Here is an 18,608-nt window from a genome sequence, read left to right on the forward strand (position 1 = left end):
CTTTGAACCTTAAAAACAACCCTTGTTTCTATATCTCCTTAAAGTTTCTTGGTAACCGCCTTTTGATTGAACTCATCCACACGGTAGAATAGACTTTACAACGAATCCACGATTTTAATATCCAAGCCGGTACAGGGGGGATTATCGGTAACTATTACTTTATACAACCGTAATATCCCTGCAACACCCCGCTAATATCTTTGCCTCCGAAATTAATAGACACAGAATTTAATAGAAGAATCATGGAAAGGTTATTTAAAATCAGAATCTTTACGGTTATGTTCTTTTTAGCCGTAGCTTCTATAGCAGCGAACGCTAAAGAAAGTAAGAAGGAAGGTGACAATTATCATGCAAAGCAAATTCTCATCGTAGGTTTGCACGATAACGTGAAATCAAACTATTTCTACAATGGGATGATCGCCGAAGAGACCGGTATGAAAGCGGATAGTATCGACCAAACGTATAATACGATCATCGCCGAGAATATCGCCGCATCCGTAAAGAACGGAGATTGCAAGTTTATTCCGGCAAACGCTACACAAGTGACCGGACAGGTACTGAATGAGATCAAGGTTAACGGGGAGAGCGAGGATTGCTATTCCGATCTTTCAGCCGTGCCGACCGAAGAGTTACAAAAGGTATTGGATAATGCTGACGCTGATTATCTGCTAGTATTAAACCAGCATTATCTTAAATGGCAAGACCAACCCTTGCGCACGCTTTTCCATATCGTCAGCTATACCTTATTCGACAAAGATAAAAATGAGGTATATAGGGGGAATAACTTCTTTACCTGCATGAATCTTGAGAACCCGGATAAACTCAGAAAGAGCAGCCGCAAGAGTTCATCCAAGATAGCATCTACCATTATCAAGACTTTGGACGAGGACTAACCTTCTTTTTTATAGACACATTTATAATTTTCTCGTTGAGCCTAATGGATATCCTTCATTAGGCTTTTTTCTTTATTTAAACCTACACACGGATGTAATCTCTTTGCAAAACCGGACATTTACTTTTGCGCCGTAAAAGATATTTAGGTTTAATTTTAAAAAGATTATTATGAGGATGTTTAACAAACTTACATGCAGGCTGCTTGCCTGTTTGTTATTTTTTAATTGCTTGCCGGCTCTCTTGTCTGCGCAAGGAACGCAAGCGATTATCACCGGTACGGTCATGGATAATAAAGGGGAATCGGTGATCGGAGCCACGATCCAAGTCAAGAATGAATCTACCGGATTCTTCACGGGTTCTATCACGAACGATAAAGGAGAATACACCATCAAGCAGCTTCCGCTAGGTTCTCCTTATACCGTTACAGCTTCTTATATCGGTTATGGAGAACAGAAAAAGACAGGATACGCATTGAACCAAGGGGATATGCTTCGAGTGGATTTCAAGCTGGCGGAGGAATCGGTGGAGATACAAGCCGTCGAGGTAGTCGCTAATTCCTTGAAGAACATGGTTCCGAAGATCGGTGCGGCAACATCTATCTCCGCTCAAAATATCACGAAGCTTCCTGTAAACGGCCGTAACTTCACATCCCTAATGGATCTCTCGCCATTGAGTAGCGGAGGAAATATCGCCGGGCAATTATCATCCTCAACGAATTACACCATCGACGGTATGACGGCTAAAGGAACCGTAGCGAGCGGAACGACTTCCGGCGCTTATACGATATCCATGGAAGCCGTCCGCGAATTTGAGGTGGTAACCAATCAATATGACGTGACCAACGGACGTTCCGGGGGCGGCACCGTGAGCGCTGTCACGAAATCAGGAACCAATACTTTCACCGGAAGTGTATTCGGATTCGGTCGTGCCGATTGGTTATCCAGCTCCTATGATATACGGGGAAATAAATCGACTTCCGACTTCTCTACCTATCAATATGGTTTCTCTTTGGGAGGCCCGATCGTGAAAGACCGTGCGCACTTCTATGTCGTATGGGATCACCAACAGGATTCCCGTCCGATTTATATAGCGGATATCAAGACGGCGGCGGACGAGTCTCGCTATAATGTCACTCAATCTACGCTAGACCGTTATCTGGATATCGCCCGTACTAAATACGGAGTCTCCAATGATCCTCAATTCGGGGAGTTCGGCAAGAAGAAGCAGACGAACGCAGTCTTCGCCCGTATCGACTGGCAGTTGAACGCTACCAACTTGTTAACCATTCGCAATAATTTCATCAACGAGGATAATAAACAGAGCGAGAGCGATAACTCCAGCATCAATCTTTACGAGGTTTGGATCGATCGCAAATCGCATAACAACAGCTTACTCGCTACCTTACGCTCGGTATTAAGCCCGAAACTGACCAATGAGTTGAAGCTTCAACATTTCTTGGTTTACGAGGCCACGACCCCGAACAAGCAATTGCCAAGTTCTAATATTCCGAGAGCAATCGTAGAGAACGTGGAATCTATTTCTGGTGACAAGAGCATGTACACTTCCATCCAACTTGGAGGTCAACGCTACGCTCCCGAACATTTTAAGGATAATGTACTTCAATTGGTAGACAATATGTATTATAATACGGACCGCATCAACTATACATTCGGAGCGGACTTCATGTACACCAATATGAAATCACTCTACGGCAGTGAGATGAACGGACGGTTTTATTTCACGGGACTGGATAATTTCGAGCATATGACTCCTTACCGCTATGCCCGGGAAATCGCCTTGGTAGATGATCCTACCGTAAAGATGAATACCTTGAACTCCGCTATCTACGGACAATTACAAACGAAGCTTTTCACCGGATTCGAGGTCATGGCCGGTATCCGTGCGGATTATACCCGTTATTTCAACCACGCGAACTTTAACCAGACTGTTTATGACGAACTAGGCTTACGTACGGACAACGTAATCTCCACCTTCCAGTTGCAACCCCGCGTTCAATTCACGTGGGACGTGAATGATAAACATCAAGATATTATCCGCCTTGGCGCCGGTATCTTCGGTTCGGATTTAAACAACTATTCCATGATCAACAATATGCTGTTCGACGGTACGAAGGTAGCGTCCGTGGATATACAAGGCAATTTGGTTCCGACACCGAATTTCCCGGCATACCGCAAAGATCCTTCTACCGCTCCGGGCGTTGATTTATTCAACAACCCGAATATCCAAAAGATCAGCACGATCAATATGAATAGTAAGGATGCCCGTGTACCGGTAGTATATAAGTTGAACGCCAGCTACACGCATTTCTTCTCCGATCGCTTGCGGGTAGGTATCAGTGCTTACGCCAACTGGGCACGCCATAATTATATGTACGTAGACCGTAATATGGTGGATGAGCCTTACTTCCGTATCGCCGCCGAGGGGAATCGTGGCGTGTTCGTCCCCGCCGAGAGTATCAATACTAAGAACGGAGCTACCGACTGGATGCAAGGACGTAAAAGTAATAAGGTAGGCCGTGTGCTGGAATTAATCAGCGATGGAAAAATCAACCAATATGCGTTCGTGGTAGATGGAACTTGGCGTTATTTCAAGGATGGCGAGCTTTCTTTCAGCTATACGTGGAACGATTCCAAGGATAACACCTCTTACAACGGTAACGTAGCGAATACAGCGACTCTAGCCTTGATGGTAAAAGATGATCCTCGTGATTTGAGTACCATGACTTACTCGGACAACCAATTCCGCCATAAGGTCGTATTCTACGGTACGGCTCCTTCTTTCTGGGGAATCAGCGTAGGCTTGCGTTTCTCCGGGATCGGTGGAACCCGCTACTCTTTAGCGGTTAGTGGTAATATGAACGGTGATTTCGTATCATCCAACGACTTGGCTTATATCTATGACCCGAACGATAGTAATACGCCTCAATATCTTCGTGAGGGTATCCAAGCGATCTTGGACAATCCGGAAGCGGAGAAGAGCGTAAAAGATTATATCCGTAAAAACTATGGGAAGGTTGCCGAGCGTAACGGTGGCGTAAATGGCTTCTACGGTACTTTCGATTTGCGCTTGAACAAGAACTTCAAGATCTATAAGACTCATTCCATCGAGGCCTCGATAGACTTTTTCAATTTCCTGAATATGCTGAACAAGGACTGGGGTGCCGGACATAATCTAGGCAAGCAGAATATCTACTCCATCAAGAGTTTTGACGCGGAGAAGAAGCAATACGTATATAACGTAAACAAAAACACGGGTGTATCCAATATGAACGGAAACCCTTGGCAGATTCAAATCGGCGTACGTTATAAATTCTAACTAACATATTCTATATTCAAATCATAAAAAAAATTACGATGAAGAAACAATTCTTATCATTCACGCTTTTACTTGCGTTATCCACTTGGATAGCGCAAGCCGCTACCGTAAGAGGCACTGTATCCGATACGGCAGGCAAACCGCTACAAGGCGTAGTCGTTACGGATGGTTATAATTTCACGCAAACAAATGAGCGGGGAGAATATAGCCTAGATTCGAATCTGGACAAAAGCCGCTTTGTCTACCTCTCCGTACCGGGTGACTATGAGATCGAGCAAACAAAAGGTATACCGGATCTTTTCTATCAGCAACTTGATAAAAGTAAAGAGATCAATGAACATGATTTTACGCTCACCCCTAGGAAACAGCCAATCGACGGGTTTGTCTACTTGGCAATCTCCGATCCTCAGACCATCGACGAACGGCAGATGAAACGTTTCCGTGAAGAGACCATCCCCGACTTGAAGCAGACTATAGAGCGCTACCAAGGAAAAGAGGTCTACGGTATGGCGCTGGGAGACATTACTTGGGATCGCATGGATTTATTCACTCCTTATAAGGAAGCGGTCTCGGTCTTAGGCATCCCGATGTTCTCCGTGATCGGCAATCACGACCACGACTTACGTTACCCGGCCTTATCCAATCAAAAGGTAACCGAGGAGAGCTATGCGGAGCGTATCTACGAGGATCATTTCGGCCCTTACAATTATTCGTTCAATGTCGGGGATGCACATATCATCACCTTAAAAGATATTGATTATTATAAAGACAAGAAATATGACGAACGCTTCGGAAAGGAACAACTGGAATGGCTGAAAAACGACCTGAGTTACGTTAAACCCGGAACACTTGTATTTATCAACGTACATGCCCCGGTATTCAACCAGACGGATAAAGGGGGAGGAAACGCCGAGGACGCTGAGAGCCTGAAAGAGATCGTCAGCCCTTATAATGTCCATATCTTCGCCGGGCATACGCATTTCTTCGAGAACAACCAAGTCACACCGAATCTGTACGAGCATAATATCGGAGCCGCTTGCGGAGCTTGGTGGGCCGGCCATGTAAACCGGTGCGGCACCCCGAACGGTTATCTGGTCGTTGAGGTGAAAGGGAATGCCGCTACTTGGTATTATAAGGCAACCGGCCATGATTCGAATTATCAATTCAGGGTTTATAAGCCGAATGAGTTCAAATCGCAAGCGGATTACCTAGTGGTGAACGTATGGGATTGGGACCCGACCTACCAAGTTACATGGAGCGAAAACGGCATAGAGAAAGGTCGCATGGAGCAATTCGATGATGAAGACCAAGACTATATCGACATGCACGGAAAACCTTCTGGATATCATACATCGCACTTATTCCGTTGCCACCCTTCTGCCGGAGTCAAAGACGTACGGATCAAGGTTATCAACCGATTTGGCGAGACCTTTACTAAAAATGTAACACTCCCGTAATCAAATCGTAACAAGTGGCATTTACTTTTGTATCGATAAAATGTAGAAAACTCTCATTACATATTAATGTTAGAATCATTACAAAGGAACAAACCAAACCTTATTCCTAACTTTGAACGGCAACTCGGCTTTCGGCGGAAGGCGGTTGCCGTTATTTTTTTAAGGGTATATCCCATTCTTAACGGGAAAAGTTTCGAGTTCATTCGAAACTTTTGTACTTTTACGCAAAAGTTTCGAGTATGGACGATAGATTTAAGACATTAGAGAAGTATAACCTATGGGGTGGAAACGATTTTCCAACAGGCTATAAACGGCAAGATTATTTAGATAGGATATTATCCTACACCGGAAACAGATTAATCAAAGTCTTGGTAGGACAGCGACGTGTAGGGAAAAGCTATCTCCTTCGTCAGTTAGCTAGCCATCTCGCCAATAGTGGAGTAAATCCCCGAAATATATTCTTCATTAACTGTGAGCTATCCGCCTTCTATTTTTTGAAAACCAATGAAGATCTTGATTCCCTGTTTAATCTCTACTTAAAACAAATAAATCCTCAAGGTCGTATCTATCTGTTCATTGACGAAATCCAAAATGTAGAGGGATGGGAACGCTTCGCCAACTCATACTCACAAGACTATACCGCCGAATATGAGTTATTCATTAGTGGCTCCAACTCTAAAATGCTATCTGGAGAACTCGCCACGTTATTAGCCGGACGTTATGTGGAATTTGCCATCTATCCTTTTTCATACACAGAGTTTCTTGGAATCACCCAAAAAGAAAACAACAAGGTACACTACCTAGAATATATGCAAAGTAGTGGTATGCCTGAATTATACCATCTATCTCAACCAGAAGTACAAAGAAATTATATATCCGCATTAAAAGACACCGTATTACTACGTGATATCATACAAAGACAAAACATAAAAGACGCTAAGTTGCTTGAGGACATTTTTGTCTATCTGGTAAATAACGCATCTAATTTAATATCAATTCGGAATATCACCAATTATTTCAAGAGCTCGGGAAGGAAGACCAGCTATGATACGATCGCCTCCTACATTAGTTACATAGAGGACACTTTTTTGGTACATAAAGTCGAGAAATACCAAATCAAGGGAAAGGAGACCATCGCCGGGAATTGTAAGTATTACATCAATGACCTAGGTTTCAACAATTATTTATATCAAGGCTTTGGCTACGGCATTGGGTATAAACTAGAAAACCTCATTTATCTAGATTTATTAAGGGCCGGCTATCAAATATACGTAGGCAGCATAAAGAACAAAGAGGTGGATTTCGTCGCTATCAAAGGAGAGAGGGTTATCTATCTCCAATCCACTTATTTACTAATCGACAAAGAAACCATCGAACGGGAATATGCCTCGTTAGAGGCCATTGAGGATAATTACGAGAAGATCGTTGTCTCGCTCGATGATCTGCCGCTTCCTTCCAAAGAAGGAATAAAGCACGTACAAGCATGGAATTTATCCCATGCCATTCTCTAAAATCAAGGTTTGTTTTCGGATCTAGCCCTTCCTATAAGCTCACAAAAAAAGCACCTTGGCATTTTGTCAATTTGTAAACTCAACTGCCGGAGAATCACTTTTTTCGGGCAAACGTACAGCTTATCCCCAAATACGAGAAAAAATATTAGCAATCATTTGTCTTATACCGCATTAGTTAAAAACAGCCTTTTATCCTAGCGAATTTAATTCATCCTAATTCATATCCTATAGCTTATCCGGGCTATCTCATTGAGTTACGACAGGGATATAACAGGGTTACGATGCCCATTCATGAGTACTAACAACCCTATTCATGACTGTTTACGATGCCCAACGGCACTATTGGCGTTGCCAAACACGACTAGTCGCACTGCCTTTTACCGCCTATCGTGTGTAAAAAGCGGCCCTTTTGCATGAAAAAGGCTATTTATACCCCTCCGATCTCCCCTACTTCATACCTCTCTCGAAAAGGGTATGTCACGATATCCCCCTTATATCAATCAAAAAGATCGAATACCGTCCATTTCACCAACAAAGCCCTTATCTACCCTTATCAACAAATAAGGGGAAACAGCGCAATACTGTCTCCCCTTGCCTTTGATCCGTTTCCATCCTCACGGAAGTACTTACGGATGAACTTTAATTTATTACTTTAGTATTAATATTAATCCATTCCCGCTTGTTCGCCCTCTCGGGGTACTTGGATAATCCGCACGGGAATGATTTTCGATTTATCTTTTCATTATTCCTTTACATGTCTTATTTAACGACAACCTTTACGGTCTCGTCGCCAACCGTTACAAGAACGATTCCAGCAGGAACAGCGATCGTAGCGTTATCGGAAGTGACAACTGTCTCTGCCAACGGCATACCCAATAAGTTGCGAACATAAGCGGTCTCGCCTTGAGCGCCTTGGATCGTTACGGAACCGGCGTTGCCGATCACTACGACAGAAGAAGACGCAGAGTTATCGATAGACTCATTAGATGTAGGATTACCCTCACCTACTGTTACCGGCAACGCTTTAGAAGTATCAGAAGTAAAGCCTAACTTACCATTCAACGCATACAAATATTTTGTAGGTTGGTCTACCGGTCTCACCGAATAACCGGCATCCAACTTCGTGATATAAAATTTGAAGTTATTTATACCTCCAAGGCAAACATCTTCCTTAGCTTCTGCCGCAACAACCACATTCTTTCCGTTTACAGTTGTATTGATCGTATCAACACCTGCTAAAGTAGCCGGACGGAAAATGGCTTTAACATCTGTATTCTGATTAGCTTCAGCTCCATAAGTACCTTCCAAGCCATAGTTCTCGTCATAAGTAAACTTAGCTTGAGCCTCATTCCAATAACGTAATGAGTCTTGAGCGAAATACAAGAAATTTCTTACCGGAGCAACGGAGTCACCTTCAGCGATACCTTTAGAGATATAGAAAGAAGGAAGCTCTGCCTTGCTATCCGCCGTATCCAACCAGAAAGTCAAACCCTCCGCGCCAATGATACCCTCAAGGATACCATTCTTGTTTTCCTTCAAGGAGATTGAACCTTCCTCACTATCCAATGTCGCATGTCTCGGAACAGCATCCAAGCTAGCACCCATCTGGAAGAAATCTACCACTACTTTCGCATAATCCGCCTTTTCCGAGCCAACAGGAACTTCAGCGAAGCTAGGAGTATTCACATCCACTTTCAACATTTTAGCGTCAGCCTTGACAACTTCTATATAATTATCGGCAGCCTCGTCAGCGTCAAGAGCCTCATCCAAGCAGATTACGGAATAAGTGCCGTCAACGTTCTTCTTGAATACCAAGCGAGAAAGATTGTCCGCTTTCTTATCGTTATGATCAACCAACTTATAATCAGAACCCTCATGATTCAAACCCTTCTTATCGTCAACCAAATAGTAAGCTTGAATAGTCAACATATCCGCTTTCTTCTTAGCCACCTCGTCATCCTTCAAATAGATGTACTCAACATTGTTTTTAACAGCCTCTGCCTTCTCCAAGCTCCAAGCGTAGCTCTTAGCGGCATCACTTACCGGCTCAAATTTAGAATCATCGGCATTACAGCTCATATACACTTTCTCTACGGCAACAGAGGACTCGCCATTAAATACCAACTGAGCCTTTTGCTTCAATTGAGCGTCAGAAAGAGTCAAGAAGCCTTCATTAGCGCTTACGGCAACTAATTTGATATTCTCGGCAGGAATATCACCAACCGAAGTCTTTACGGCTTGATAAATTCCAGCCTTGTCTGTCTTATACAAATTAGCATTAAACGTTTCATTCGTCTCAAGATTCTTAAACGTAACAGCACCGGAACCCTGCATACTTACAATTACCCATTGTGCAACAGGAGCCTTCAAGTCAACCTTAGCAGGAGCCAAAGCCTCGTTAGAGAAAGAAGCGATAGCACGAGCCTCTTCAGTTTTCGCATACGTAGAAACCAAATATTTACCATACAAAGACTCACCTTCTTCACCATCGGCAGGTTTAGTTCCTGTGAAGTAGATATTATAGATAGCGGCACCGTCAGTCTTCAACAGATCAGAAGCCTTTGCCCATGTATTTCCTGTAGTCTGGGCCAAGGAAAGCTTATCAGTGGAACCCTTCGTAGTGATATAAGTCTTCAAACCACCAGTGGTCAAGGAATAAGCTCCTACATAAACAGTTAACTCTGAACCAAAGTTCTCATCTGTGCCCTTCGTTACCTTCACACCTGTCATCTTGATCGTATATTGACCAGCCTTGTTTGCCAAGTCATCTTCAGAAACACCATAGATAGCGTTCATGAAAGCGATCTTACCGTCTTTCTTAACATTGGTAGCGTTCAGTTTCTCGCCCTTTACGGTAGTGAAACCGAAACCCTCACCTTTAGCAGCATCCAAGCTCGTGATACCGAAAGTAGCGTTCGGGTTCAATACGATGAAAGTAGCGGCTTTCAAGTTATCTGCGGTTACACCACCCTCCTTAGCCAACTTCAAACCAGCGGCGTTAGCTACAACGAAACACTCGCCGGAAACCTCAGTCTCACCTAACTCCAATGTAGAATTAACAGTAGAAGCGTCGATAGCGAACATCTGCTCTCCAAACGGATTCACGTCAGCCTCGGAAGCGGCGTTCGGGAATTTAAAAGAGAACCCCTTACCGGAAAGATTGCTGTTCAAATCACTAGAGGTTGTTCCTTTTTTAGCGATAAGCATTTTTGCTACATTTGCGGCAGTAGCCATATCATAAGCCAAAGGTTTACCTCCTAATGTAATTTTATCATCATTATAGTTATCATCGGTATTATTGTCATCATAAGTAAACCAACAATAACCTTTCTTCACATCATCCTCGCTAGCGGCCTCAACAAACGTGGTTCCTTCCTTACCATAAACCACCTTTCCAGCAGCGTCTACCAGTTTAAACATCAATTTACCATTCTCGGTCTTTACGCCTGTAACCGTGAAGACACCAGCTTCGCTTTCTGTAACGGTATTCGCAAACTTATAAGCAGCGTCCGTCACTTTCGCTGATTTCAAGAAAGATGTACCCTCTTCATTTCCCAAATAGACTTTCAAGCCTTCTGTTGGCTTAGCTTCTTTCTGAGAATAAGTAGTTCCATCCGCAGCAAACGCCACACCTGCCATAAGCAAGAACGACGCAAACATAGTAGAAATTCTCTTGTTCATAATCTCTAATTTAAATATTAATAATAGTGTTAATTAAATATCTCTCAACTCTTTAATTATCCTTCGCCATACCAAAACGACTAGTCTAGACCATCGTTTAGATCTTGCGTTTTTGAAGAGGGAAAACGGGAGGTTTGTTTACGGAATCGGTTGTTTCGTAAAGGATAGGCTATCCTATTGATAAGAAAGCGAATAAGGGATGAAAAAAATAGCTCGGAAGGGTTGTAGGTATCAAAGAAACGCGTACCTTTGCAAATGACGAATTAAAACGATCGTTTATATTAGCCGTTTTATTAGATAAATCAGTCCTTGATATTATTGGTATGTATTACTAAAGCCTATTCATATACATCATATTCTTTAATGTACGTGTACATATATAATATAATTTCCAAAAATCCTCCTCTAGGTTAACGCATACTTGATTTCGCAGGCCGTAGAAGGCTTTCCAAGTGATCAGTTATTCACTTCCCGAGCCGTTAGTTAGCGGCTATATATAGCCGCTAGTTATTCATTCGACAAGCCGTTAGTTATTCACTTCAGCAGCCAATGGCACTCTATCAAACAGCTAGGCCTCCCTACTCCGATAAACAATCGTGCCCCAAAAGACTTTGAACTCACAGAGCATGCACCGATAAGTCGGCACTAAGCAACCATTAACAGAAATAATGGCTAAAATAGGCTGGAATGACCGCACTAAATTCAAACGGAAATATATCAATTTTAATCTATTGTCATGATTTAAGGCTATCCCCCATGAATATCGGATGAGTCGGAATTTCTACTGCCTCATTGTTTTAGGAAAGTGATAGAGAGCAAAAAAAGGAGTTAAGCCATAGACTTAACTCCTTTTCTCTCAGCTTTAGTCGGGATGACTGGATTCGAACCAGCGACCACACGCCCCCCAGACGCGTACTCTAACCGGGCTGAGCTACATCCCGCTTTTATTTTACGGGTGCAAAGGTAGTTTTTTTCCGTTAAATGCCAAAACTTTCACGATAAAAATCAAGAGACTCCAAGATTTTTTCCTTGGTGACCGATTGGTTGATACGGACATCCCCTACATTTTTCAGTAAAGTGAAGTTGATGATACCGCCCTCATTCTTTTTATCATGTGTCATTAACTCATATAAGGTATCGTAGTCCGTGCAGTCAAAGAAGAGCGCCGGATAATACTCTTTTATATAATAAACGACTTGACTCAATTTCTCCATCGGGAAGCCACACAGCTTATGCGAGAGGTAAAGCTCGCTCACGATACCCGCCGCTACCGCATGACCATGCAAGATCGGACGCATTTTCAGGAAAGACAAGCTCTCGAAAGCGTGGCCGATCGTATGACCGAAATTCAATGCCTTACGAATACCTTGTTCCTTGGGATCTTCCTCTACGATCCGCTCTTTCACGGCGACCGACTGGCCTACCAAACTATTCAAATACGAATAATTCATGGTGTCGATATCAAAAAGCATGACAGACGCATAATTCTCCATCGAACTAATCAACCCGTGCTTGATCATCTCCGCATAACCGGAAAGGATATTATCGCGATCCAACGTGCGCAAAAAATCGCAATCGATGAATACACACAAGGGGGGATAAAAAGAACCGACCTCGTTCTTCAACCCATTGAAGTTTATACCCGTCTTACCGCCAACCGCAGCATCGACGGACGCCATCAAGGTCGTAGGGATATTGATCGTACGGATGCCCCGCTTGAAAGTAGCGCCGGCAAAACCACCCATATCCGTAATCATACCGCCGCCCAAATTCACCAGCAAGGAGTTACGGGAAGCCCCCTCATTCGACAAAGCTGTCCATATCTGGGCTAATGAGACAAAACCCTTATTCATATCACCCGCTTCCATCACGAGAATCGGCGCCTTTTGAAAGGCCGGTATATCCTCTACCAAGGGAAAACATTTCTCTTTGGTATTCGTATCCATAAGGATGAACAACTTATCGTATTTTAGAGAGGAGAGAAAATCTTGCAGTTCCGATTTCAGGTCCTTGCAAATAACCACTTTTTGCTCTGACATATCTTTTTTATTTAAAACCTTAGACCACAAAGGTAAAACATGTATTCCGATTATCAAAACGACATAAAAAAATTCCTTCGGATGGAATTCTTATTCGATCCGAAGGAATCTATCATTAAGTCCGAAAGAAAAGTCAATTTCTTCCGAACCGATTTTACTGTACTCCAACAGCCTCTTTCACAGCGCCAACCGCAATGGAAAGGCCCTCCATGTTCTTACCGCCGGCCGTAGCGAAATGGGGTTGTCCACCACCACCGCCTTGGATATGCTTAGCGGCCTCTTTTACGATCTTACCGGCATGCAAGCCCTCTTTCACCAAATCATCGCTTAACATAAGCATGAGCGTGCATTTGTTATCGTCTATGATACCGGCAACAAAGACAAAGCTATCGGTTGTCTCCGCCTTGATCTGGAAAGCCACGTTCTTCATAGCGTCCGCATTTGCCTTACCAACGAACTGCATAACCTTAATACCATTGCTCTCCGAAGCTTTCGCCACGATCTCCTCTTTCAAACGCATAGACTTCTCACGGATATAATCCTCGATCTGTTTCTTCATCTCGGCGTTCTCCTCGATAGACTTTTTCATCGCTTGCGCCAAATTCGGCATATGGTTCATCAACGCACGCAACTCACGGATCAGATCTTGCTGGGCATATACGAATTGCTCGGCGCCCTCGGCCGTAACCGCCTCTATACGACGGACTCCTGCGGCGATAGAGCTCTCTCCTATCACGCGCAAAGAACCGATCATACCGGTTGCCGGGATATGCGTACCACCACATAGCTCCACGGAGCTTCCGTATTTCACGACACGTACCTCATCGCCATATTTCTCACCGAACAAAGCCATAGCCCCTAGCGCCTTTGCTTCGGCGATCGGCATATTGCGATGCTCTTCCAACGGGAAGTTCGCACGGATCTTCTCTCCAACCAATATTTCCACCTTACGGATTTCCTCGTCCGTCACTTTCTGGAAATGAGAGAAGTCGAAACGTAAAGAATCAGGCGAAACATACGAACCTTTCTGCTCTACGTGCGTACCTAATACCTCACGCAACGCCTCATGCAAAAGGTGCGTGGCAGAGTGGTTACACTCACACTGGATACGCTTTTTCACGTTGATCTTCGCGGTAAATGTAGCCGTTACGTCCTTCGGTAGTTTAGTAACCAAATGAACCGGCAAATTATTCTCTCGTTTCGTATCGATCACGTCGATCTTCTCGTCGTCGGCGATCAACCAACCCGTATCACCGACCTGTCCACCCATTTCCGCATAGAACGGGGTTTGATCCAGAACGATCTGGTATAATACTTTATTCTTTTGTTTGATCTGGCGATAACGCAAGATCTCTGCCTCGCATTCGAACAAATCATAACCCACGAACTTACATTCACCGTCTTTCAGCGTGATCCAGTCGCCTGTCTCGATAGCGGCGGCGTTACGGGCACGCTCTTTCTGCTTCTGCATAGCCTTATTGAACTCCTCGATATCGGCTTCCATGCCGTTCTCACGAAGAATCAATTCCGTCAAGTCCAACGGGAATCCGTAGGTATCATATAATGTAAAGGCATCTACGCCATTCAAGACCGTCTTGCCCGCAGCCTTCGTCTCCTCCATTTTCTTATCCAGCAAACGGATACCGGTTTCCAAGGTACGAAGGAAAGATTCTTCCTCCTCCTTGATAACCTTCTCAATCAAGGTTTTCTGAGCGATCAATTCCGGATAAGCGTCGCCCATCGTCTCGATCAATACGGGCAAAAGCTTATACATAAACGCTTCCTTGCGATCCAAGAACGTATAACCGTAACGAACAGCACGCCGCAAGATACGACGGATTACATAACCGGCCTTAGCGTTGGAAGGCAACTGTCCGTCCGTGATAGCGAAAGCGATCGTACGGATGTGGTCGGCGATCACACGCATGGCGATGTCTTGCTGTTTATCCGTACCGTAAGTCGTACCCGCCATTCCCGCAATTACCTTGATAATCGGTTGGAATACGTCCGTATCATAATTTGAGGTCTTACCCTGCAATGCCATACACAGACGCTCGAATCCCATACCGGTATCGATCACCTTAGCCGGCAGCGGTTCCAAAGAACCATCGGCCTTACGGTTGAATTGCATAAATACAAGATTCCAGATCTCGATTACCTGCGGATGATCCTTATTTACCATATCGGCGCCGCTGACCGCCGCACGCTCCTCGTCCGAACGAAGATCGATATGGATCTCGGAACAGGGACCGCAAGGACCCGTATCCCCCATTTCCCAGAAGTTATCATGTTTGTTACCGTTCAGAATATGATCTTTCGGTAAATATTGCTCCCAATAACCAGCAGCTTCGTTATCACGATCTAAGCCTTCAGCGGGGCTTCCCTCGAATACGGTGGCATATAAACGCTCCGGATTCAGCTTCAATACCTCTACCAAGTATTCCCAAGCCCAGTTGATCGCCTCTTTCTTAAAATAATCTCCGAACGACCAGTTTCCGAGCATCTCAAACATCGTATGATGATAGGTATCATGTCCTACCTCCTCTAAATCGTTATGCTTACCGCTAACACGAAGACATTTCTGAGAGTCCGCGACACGAGGATACTTACGGGGCACGTTGCCCAAGATAATATCTTTAAACTGATTCATTCCCGCGTTCGTAAACATCAACGTGGGGTCACCCTTTACCACCATTGGAGCGGAAGGCACGATCTGGTGTTCCTTAGAAGCGAAGAATTGCTTGAAGGATTCACGGATTTCTTTTGCTGTCAACATAATCTATTTATATAGTTCTCGTTAATATTCTGAAAAACAATTTGCAAAAGTACTGCAAATTATTATTTTTGCGTGCATTCAGATAACAAAAAATGTAGATGAAACTCTTTAAAAGTCGCAAAACATACTATTTATACAATCCGAACACTCTCAATTATGAGCGTGTATACCCATCTAGCAAAGACCGGCTGTTCACCGTTCTCCGCCATTTAAGCACCGGAATAGCATTCGGCGTAGCCACTTTTTTCGTCATGATGCATTTGGTGGACTCTCCGATGGAATCTCAGTTACGTAAGGAGAACCGCCTATTGCAAACTCAATACGAGGTGCTTTCCCTTCGCTTAAATAACGCGTTGGACGTATTGGATGATATCCAACAGCGTGACGAGAATCTGTACCGGGCTATCTTCCAAGCTGAGTCTATACCCGAGTCCGTTCGGAAAGCCGGGTTTGGAGGGACAAACCGTTACGAGCATTTGATGAGCCTGTCCAATCCGGAGCTTGTTGTCTCCACGACCCAAAAGATGGATATGCTACGTAAGCAATTATATATCCAATCCAATTCCTTGGAAGAACTGATCTCTCTAGGAAAGAACCAAGAAGAGAGAAGTAAATGTATCCCGGCGATCCAGCCGATTTCCAATAAGGATCTGCGTCGTACCGCTTCCGGCTATGGCGTACGTATCGACCCGATTTACCGTACACCTCGTTTCCATTCCGGAATGGATTTCTCGGCTAAAGTGGGAACGGAGATCTATGCGACAGGTAATGGCGTTGTCACTTTCGCCGCTTGGAAACAGGGATACGGAAATTGTTTGATTATCGATCATGGCTACGGCTATCAGACTTTATACGGTCATATGAGTAAGTTCAAGAAACGTGTCGGACAAAAGGTTACTCGTGGAGAGGTGATTGGCGAGGTTGGAAATACCGGGAAATCTACCGGCCCTCACTTGCATTATGAGGTAATCGTACGAGGGAAGTATGATAACCCATCTAAATACTATTACATGGATCTCTCACCTGAGGAATACGACCGTATGATCCAGATTGCCGAGAATCATGGTCAGGTTATGGATTAAACTTCATTAGCAGTATGAGTCTAAAAAAGAATAAAGATCTCAAACTCTATTTTTCCATCAGCGAGGTGGCGCAGATGTTCGACGTGAACGAGTCCACCCTTCGCTTTTGGGAGAAGGAGTTCGATATCATCAATCCAAGGAAGACGAGCAAAGGTACCCGTTTTTACAAGCAGGAGGATATCGACGCGGTACGCCTCATCTACCATCTGGTTAAAGAGAGAGGGATGACCTTGGCCGGCGCACGGCAAAAACTGAAGGACAATAAAGAGACGACGATCCGGCAAGAAGAGATCGTAAACCGCCTGAAACAGATCAAAGAAGAGCTGTTAGCTATGAAAGACGCATTCGATGCTTTTGCCCCGAAAGTGTGATTATTCTGTTGATAAAACCAGAACAAAACCGTACCTTCGTCCCCAATTAAATAAAACATAAGCAAATAAAATACAAGACATGGAAATTACAGGAAAAATTATTCAAGTCCTACCGGAAGTAGGCGGTGTCAGCAAAGCCGGAAACGAATGGAAAAAACAAGAGTACGTATTAGAGACACACGATCAATATCCCAAGAAAGTATGCTTCCAGATATTCGGAGCGGATAAGATCGCTCAAGCGGCCATTCAGCCGGGCGAGGAATTGACAGTCTCTTTCGACATTGACAGCCGTGAGTACCAAGGCCGCTGGTTCACCAGTATCAACGCATGGAAAGTAGACCGTCCGATGGCGGCAGCTCCTCAAGCCGCTCCGATGGGAGTAACTCCGGATAATTTCGCTCCGGCTTCCGCTCCTACGGCTCCAGCCTCATCCGCTCCTGATTTCGGACCGGCCAATCCAATCGATGATTTGCCATTCTAAAGACTAATGGATATCGTATTACTAATTGGCGGTTTACTACTAATTTTAGTCGGGGCTAACGCCTTGACAGATGGTGCCGCCTCGGTAGCCAAACGCTTCAATATTTCCAGCTTAGTAATCGGGCTAACTATTGTGGCGTTTGGGACTTCCGCACCGGAATTAACGGTCAGTGTCGTATCCGCCTTGAAAGGAAGCTCGGATATCGCTATTGGTAATGTAGTAGGAAGCAATATATTTAACGCCTTGATGATTGTCGGCTGTACGGCCGCTATCGTACCGATCAGCGTCACGAAAGGTACGTTGAGCAAAGAGATCCCTCTTTGCGTGCTTGCCTCAATCGTATTATTTATTTGTGCGAATGACGTTTTGATCAACGGCGCATCGCACAATAGTATCAGTAGTAGCGATGGAATGTTACTATTATGCTTCTTCGCCATTTTCCTTGGCTATACATTCGCGATCGCACATAATAGAGAGGAAAATGGAGAGAGCACGATTAAAATAATGCCCATTTGGAAAGCGAGTTTATTCATCATTGGTGGATTGGCTGGTTTGATTTACGGAGGACAATTTTTCGTGGATGGAGCTTCTGGTATCGCCCGTGGACTGGGTGTTAGCGAATCTATTATCGGTTTGACTTTAGTGGCCGGAGGAACCTCTCTTCCTGAGTTAGCGACTTCCGTCGTGGCCGCATTAAAGAAGAACCCGGAGATGGCGATCGGAAATGTTATCGGTTCCAACCTCTTCAATATATTCTTCGTATTAGGTTGTAGCGCGACAATCACGCCGATGAACATACAAGGCATTACCAATCTGGATTTGGGCGTCATGATCGGTTCATGCGTATTGCTTTATATTTTTGGCCTTTTCTTCAAGAAACGGACCATCACTAGGCCGGAGGGAATCCTATTGATCGCTTGTTATATAGCTTATATAACTTATTTGATTGTCGGCTGATAAAGCTTTTATAAAACAAAAGT

Annotated in this window: 11 protein-coding genes and 1 tRNA gene; 8 read left to right on the forward strand and 4 right to left on the reverse strand. The window is 44.2% G+C overall.

Annotated features, from left to right (window positions below):
* Positions 1-242 precede the first annotated feature (242 nt).
* The 4 genes from CI960_RS18885 to CI960_RS18900 all read left to right on the forward strand — a co-directional run bounded on the left by CI960_RS18885 (position 243) and on the right by CI960_RS18900 (position 7,198).
* Positions 243-893 (forward strand): hypothetical protein, encoded by a 651-nt coding sequence (locus CI960_RS18885; RefSeq protein WP_005861292.1) that lies wholly within the window; start codon positions 243-245, stop codon positions 891-893.
* A 169-nt stretch (positions 894-1,062) separates the two neighbouring features.
* Positions 1,063-4,230 (forward strand): TonB-dependent receptor, encoded by a 3,168-nt coding sequence (locus CI960_RS18890; RefSeq protein WP_005861290.1) that lies wholly within the window; start codon positions 1,063-1,065, stop codon positions 4,228-4,230.
* Positions 4,231-4,268: 38 nt separating this feature from the next.
* A complete protein-coding gene (locus tag CI960_RS18895) occupies positions 4,269-5,687 on the forward strand; it encodes a calcineurin-like phosphoesterase family protein (protein ID WP_005861288.1) in 1,419 nt (472 codons plus the stop codon).
* 239 nt (positions 5,688-5,926) lie between these two features.
* On the forward strand, positions 5,927-7,198 hold the full coding sequence (locus CI960_RS18900) for an ATP-binding protein (RefSeq protein ID WP_005861286.1): 1,272 nt from the start codon (positions 5,927-5,929) through the stop codon (positions 7,196-7,198).
* 759 nt (positions 7,199-7,957) lie between these two features.
* Here the strand turns inward: CI960_RS18900 and CI960_RS18910 are convergent.
* From CI960_RS18910 to alaS, 4 genes are all read right to left on the reverse strand, one after another.
* The gene (locus CI960_RS18910; protein WP_005861284.1) at positions 7,958-10,879 is read right to left on the reverse strand and encodes a DUF6383 domain-containing protein; all 2,922 of its coding nucleotides are present in this window, start codon (positions 10,877-10,879) and stop codon (positions 7,958-7,960) included.
* Between the two features lie 866 nt (positions 10,880-11,745).
* Positions 11,746-11,820, reverse strand: a tRNA-Pro gene (locus CI960_RS18915).
* Between the two features lie 36 nt (positions 11,821-11,856).
* Positions 11,857-12,918, reverse strand: coding sequence for a 3-dehydroquinate synthase (aroB, locus tag CI960_RS18920; RefSeq protein ID WP_005861282.1), 1,062 nt, complete (start codon positions 12,916-12,918; stop codon positions 11,857-11,859).
* 154 nt (positions 12,919-13,072) lie between these two features.
* Positions 13,073-15,694: an alanine--tRNA ligase gene (alaS, locus tag CI960_RS18925; RefSeq protein WP_005861281.1), complete on the reverse strand. Its 2,622-nt coding sequence runs from the start codon at positions 15,692-15,694 to the stop codon at positions 13,073-13,075.
* A gap of 98 nt (positions 15,695-15,792) precedes the next feature.
* Between alaS and CI960_RS18930 the strand changes: the two genes are divergently transcribed.
* The 4 genes from CI960_RS18930 to CI960_RS18945 all read left to right on the forward strand — a co-directional run bounded on the left by CI960_RS18930 (position 15,793) and on the right by CI960_RS18945 (position 18,585).
* Positions 15,793-16,776, forward strand: a complete 984-nt coding sequence (locus CI960_RS18930; RefSeq protein WP_005861279.1) for a M23 family metallopeptidase — start codon at positions 15,793-15,795, stop codon at positions 16,774-16,776.
* Positions 16,777-16,790: 14 nt separating this feature from the next.
* Positions 16,791-17,147 carry a MerR family transcriptional regulator gene (locus CI960_RS18935; protein WP_005861277.1) on the forward strand — a complete coding sequence of 119 codons (357 nt, stop codon included), beginning with the start codon at positions 16,791-16,793 and terminating at the stop codon, positions 17,145-17,147.
* Between the two features lie 79 nt (positions 17,148-17,226).
* A complete protein-coding gene (locus CI960_RS18940; protein ID WP_005861275.1) occupies positions 17,227-17,628 on the forward strand; it encodes a DUF3127 domain-containing protein in 402 nt (133 codons plus the stop codon).
* A 6-nt stretch (positions 17,629-17,634) separates the two neighbouring features.
* Complete coding sequence (locus CI960_RS18945) at positions 17,635-18,585, forward strand: calcium/sodium antiporter (RefSeq protein WP_005861273.1); 951 nt, start codon at positions 17,635-17,637, stop codon at positions 18,583-18,585.
* Positions 18,586-18,608 lie beyond the last annotated feature (23 nt).

The sequence above is a fragment of the Parabacteroides sp. CT06 genome, assembly GCF_002257605.1.
GTDB classification, from domain to species: Bacteria; Bacteroidota; Bacteroidia; order Bacteroidales; family Tannerellaceae; genus Parabacteroides; species Parabacteroides distasonis.

Excerpts from the sequence above, each read along its gene's own strand:
- alaS (WP_005861281.1), bottom strand. The coding sequence starts at position 15,694 with ATGTTGACAGCAAAAGAAATCCGTGAATCCTTCAAGCAATTCTTCGCT.
- CI960_RS18895 (WP_005861288.1), top strand. The coding sequence starts at position 4,269 with ATGAAGAAACAATTCTTATCATTCACGCTTTTACTTGCGTTATCCACT.
- CI960_RS18935 (WP_005861277.1), top strand. The coding sequence starts at position 16,791 with ATGAGTCTAAAAAAGAATAAAGATCTCAAACTCTATTTTTCCATCAGC.
- CI960_RS18940 (WP_005861275.1), top strand. The coding sequence starts at position 17,227 with ATGGAAATTACAGGAAAAATTATTCAAGTCCTACCGGAAGTAGGCGGT.
- aroB (WP_005861282.1), bottom strand. The coding sequence starts at position 12,918 with ATGTCAGAGCAAAAAGTGGTTATTTGCAAGGACCTGAAATCGGAACTG.
- CI960_RS18885 (WP_005861292.1), top strand. The coding sequence starts at position 243 with ATGGAAAGGTTATTTAAAATCAGAATCTTTACGGTTATGTTCTTTTTA.
- CI960_RS18900 (WP_005861286.1), top strand. The coding sequence starts at position 5,927 with ATGGACGATAGATTTAAGACATTAGAGAAGTATAACCTATGGGGTGGA.
- CI960_RS18930 (WP_005861279.1), top strand. The coding sequence starts at position 15,793 with ATGAAACTCTTTAAAAGTCGCAAAACATACTATTTATACAATCCGAAC.
- CI960_RS18890 (WP_005861290.1), top strand. The coding sequence starts at position 1,063 with ATGAGGATGTTTAACAAACTTACATGCAGGCTGCTTGCCTGTTTGTTA.
- CI960_RS18910 (WP_005861284.1), bottom strand. The coding sequence starts at position 10,879 with ATGAACAAGAGAATTTCTACTATGTTTGCGTCGTTCTTGCTTATGGCA.
- CI960_RS18945 (WP_005861273.1), top strand. The coding sequence starts at position 17,635 with ATGGATATCGTATTACTAATTGGCGGTTTACTACTAATTTTAGTCGGG.